The following is a 3972-nucleotide window of genomic DNA, read 5'->3' as shown; positions in this document are numbered from 1 at the left end:
GTCCTGGCCCAGGAGGAGACCCCGGAGCCGCCGGCCCCGCTGACCGCGTGGCCGCCGCCCGGAGCCGAGCCGGTCGACGTCTCGTCCGCCTACGAGGATCTGGCCCGCCTCGGCTACGCCTACGGGCCCGCCTTCCAGGGCCTGCGCGCCGTCTGGCGCGGCGCCGACGGCGCCTGGTTCGCGGAGGTCGCGCCCGCCGAGGGCGTCCCTGCCGCGGGCCACGGCGCCCCGGTGGCCCCGGCCTCGCTCGACGCGGCGCTGCACCCGCTGGCGCTGGAGGGCACGGGCGGTTCCGGCGGGCTGCGGGTTCCGTTCTCCTGGGCGGGCGTACGGGTCCACGGCGACGGTACGCCGCCGGCCGGCCCGCTCCGGGTCGCGCTCACCCCGAAGGACCCGGCCGGCGCGGACGACCGGGACCGGACCTCGCTCCTCCTCGCGGACGGGTCCGGCCGACCGGTGCTCTCCGTGGCGGAGCTGGTCGTACGGGAGGCGGACCCGGCCCGGATCCTGGCGGGGTCCACGGCCGGGAGCCGCTCCGGAAGCACCCTGCACCGGGTGGACTGGGTGCCGCTGCCGGCCCCGGCGGCGCCGGCCGCGCCGTGGACGCCGTACGGGACGAGCCCCGCGACCCCGGCCCCGTACACCGTCTTCACGGCGGGCCCGGACACCACCCCGTGGGAGCTGCTGTCCGTTCTGAGGGAATGGTCGGCCGAGGACGGCGAGGAGTTCCGGTCGACGCTGACCGTGGTCACCGAACACGCGCTGTCGGTACGGGAGTCGGACCCTGTCTCCGGATTCGCCGAGGCGGCGCTGTGGGGGCTCGTGCGCACGGCGCAGGGCGAGCACCCCGGGCGGTTCGTGCTGGTGGACACGGACGGGAGCGAGTCCTCGACGGCGGCGCTCGGACGTGTCCTCGCCACGGGCGAGCCCCAACTCGCCCTGCGGGAGGGAAGCGTGTCTGTACCGAGGCTGGCGGTCGTGACGCCGCCGGAAGCCACGGACGCGGACGGACCCCTCACCCGGACCGAGGGCACCGTCCTGCTGACCGGCGCCACCGGCGCGCTCGGCGGTCTCCTCGCCGAACACCTCGTCACCGCCCACGGCGTCCGGCACCTCCTGCTCACCAGCAGGCGCGGTCCCGACGCGCCCGGGGCCGCCGGGCTCCTAGCCCGACTGGAGGACCTGGGAGCCGAGGTGACCCTGACCGCCGCCGACACCGCCGACCCCGACACCGTCCGCGCCCTCCTCACCGGCGTCCCCGACGCCCATCCGGTCACCGCCGTCGTCCACGCCGCCGGGGTCACCCGGGACGGCACGCTCGGCTCGCTCACGGAGACGGACCTGGCGGACGTGCTGCGGCCGAAGGCGGACGCGGCCCGACTGCTCCACGAGGCGGCCGTCGAACTCGGCCTGGAACTCGACGCATTCGTCCTCTTCTCCTCGGTCGCCGGACTGATCGGCAACCCCGGTCAGGCCAACTACGCCGCCGCGAACGCCTCCCTGGACGCGCTCGCCCAGTACCGGAGGGCCCAGGGCCTGCCCGCCGTCTCGCTGGCCTGGGGGCTGTGGGACACCGAGGCCGGCATGGGCGGGGCGCTCGGCGCCGCCGACCTCGCCCGCATCGCCCGCTCCGGCATCGCCCCGCTGGGCACGGACGAGGGGCTGCGCCTCTTCGACGCGGCGCTCCGCACCGGTCCGGCGGTCGCCGTCCCGGCCAGGATCGACACCGCGGCGCTGCGGCGCGTCGGCGACCCGGCCGGGCTCCCCGCGGTCCTGCGCGGCCTGGTCCCCTGGACCGGCGCCTCGCGGCCTGCGTCCGGGCAGGGCCCGGCGACGGATGCCGGCGCGACCGGGAACGGCACCCCTCCGTGGCTCCGCAAGCTCGCGGAGGCAGCCGCGGCGGACCGGCCCCGGATCGCCCTCGACCTCGTCCGCGCCACGGTCGCGGACGTGCTGGGCCACCCGCCGCACCACCCGGTGCCCGTCGACCGGGGCCTGCTCGACCTGGGCTTCGACTCGCTCACGGCCGTCGAGCTGCGCAACCGGCTCGGCAGCGAGACCGGGCTGCGGCTGCCCACCACCGTGCTCTTCGACCACCCGACGGCCGCCGTCCTCGCCACGCACCTGCTGGCCGAACTGGCACCGCACCTGCCCGGCGGCGCTGCCGCGGCCCTGGCGCGCATCGCGGAACTGGAGGCGTCCTTCGGCGCCGACGGGACCGGGGACGGACCGGACGGGCTCAGCCCGGAGGCGCGCGAACGCGTCGCCGACCGGCTGGCGGCCGTCCTGGCCCGGCTCAGCCCCGGGCGGGTGACCACCGCTGCCGGTTCCGGCCCGGCGCCCGCCGAGACTTCGGCCGCCGCGCTCCTGGACGACGCCACCGACGACGAGCTGTTCCGGCTCATCGACGGCGGCACCGGACCGGAGTGACGGTGACTCCCTCCACCAGGACATCCCGCGGTTCCCGCGCGTCAGGCACTTCAGGCACCCCGATCACCGGACCGAAGAGGAGAGTTGACGTCGCATGACGAACAACGAGGACAAGCTCCGCGACTACCTCAGGCGGGTGACCGCGGACCTGCTCCAGACGCGGGAGCAGCTGAGCCGGGCCGAGGCCGAGCGGCACGAGCCGATCGCCGTCGTCGGCATGGCGTGCCGCTACCCGGGCGGGGTGCGCTCCCCGGAGGACCTGTGGCAGGTCGTGTCGTCGGGCACGGACGCCATCTCGCCCTTCCCCGAGAACCGGGGCTGGGACACGGCCGGACTGTACGACCCGGACCCGGAGCGGACCGGCAGGACCTACGCCCGTGAGGGCGGCTTCCTGCACGACGCCGACCGCTTCGACCCGGCCTTCTTCGGCATCAGCCCGCGGGAGGCGCTGGCGGTCGACCCCCAGCAGCGGCTGCTCCTGGAGACCGCCTGGGAGACCTTCGAGCGGGCCGGCATCGACGCCCGGACCCTGCGCGGCAGCCGGACCGGCGTCTTCGCCGGCGTCATGTACGGGGACTACGGCGGCCGGATCCGGAAGGCACCGGACGGTCTGGAGGGGTACATCGGGACGGGCAGCGCCGGTTCCATCGCCTCCGGCCGCCTGTCGTACACCTTCGGTCTGGAGGGCCCGGCGGTCACGGTCGACACGGCCTGCTCCTCCTCGCTCGTCGCCCTCCACCTGGCGGTGCAGGCGCTCCGCAACGGCGAGTGCGACCTCGCGCTCGCGGGCGGCGCCACGGTCATCGCGACGCCGGGCCTGTTCGTCGAGTTCAGCCGCCAGCGCGGCCTGTCGGCCGACGGGCGCTGCAAGGCGTTCGCGGCGGCGGCGGACGGCACGGGCTGGGGCGAGGGCGTCGGCCTGCTGCTCGTGGAGCGCCTGTCGGACGCCCGTCGCAACGGCCACCAGGTCCTCGCCGTGGTGCGCGGCTCCGCCGTCAACCAGGACGGGACGAGCGGCCAGCTGTCGGCCCCGAACGGCCCCTCGCAGCAGCGGGTGATCCGGCAGGCCCTCGCGGACGCCGGTCTGACCACCTCCGACGTGGACGCCGTCGAGGCCCACGGCACCGGTACCCGCCTCGGCGACCCGATCGAGGCCCAGGCCCTCCTGGCGACCTACGGCCAGGACCGGCCGGACGACCGGCCGCTGTGGCTGGGCTCGCTCAAGTCGAACATCGGCCACACGCAGGCGGCGGCGGGCGTCGGCGGCATCATCAAGATGATCGAGGCGATGCGGCACGGTGTCCTGCCGAGGACGCTGCACGTGGACGAGCCGTCGCCGCACGTCGACTGGTCGGCCGGCGCCGTCGAACTCCTCTCGGACGAGATCCCCTGGCCCGAGGCCGACCGGCCCCGCCGGGCGGGGGTGTCGTCGTTCGGCATCAGCGGCACGAACGCGCACGTCGTCCTGGAGCAGGGGGAGGAGGAGCCCGCGGAAGCGGTGCCCGCCGCCGCGCCGGCCGGCGTGTCGCCGTGGCTGCTGTC

Annotated in this window: 2 protein-coding genes; both read left to right on the top strand. The window is 76.4% G+C overall.

The annotated features are described in order from the left end of the window. Positions 1-2430, top strand: a 2430-nt coding sequence (locus ACFWN1_RS29910) for an SDR family NAD(P)-dependent oxidoreductase (RefSeq protein ID WP_384368747.1), incomplete at its 5' end; no start/stop codon positions are given. Between the two features lie 94 nt (positions 2431-2524). Beyond that, positions 2525-3972, top strand: a 1448-nt coding sequence (locus ACFWN1_RS29905) for a type I polyketide synthase (protein WP_384368744.1), incomplete at its 3' end; no start/stop codon positions are given.

The sequence above is a fragment of the Streptomyces sp. NPDC058459 genome (assembly GCF_042721685.1).
Lineage (GTDB): Bacteria > Actinomycetota > Actinomycetes > Streptomycetales > Streptomycetaceae > Streptomyces.
This window is presented reverse-complemented; position numbering and strand designations above follow the sequence as displayed.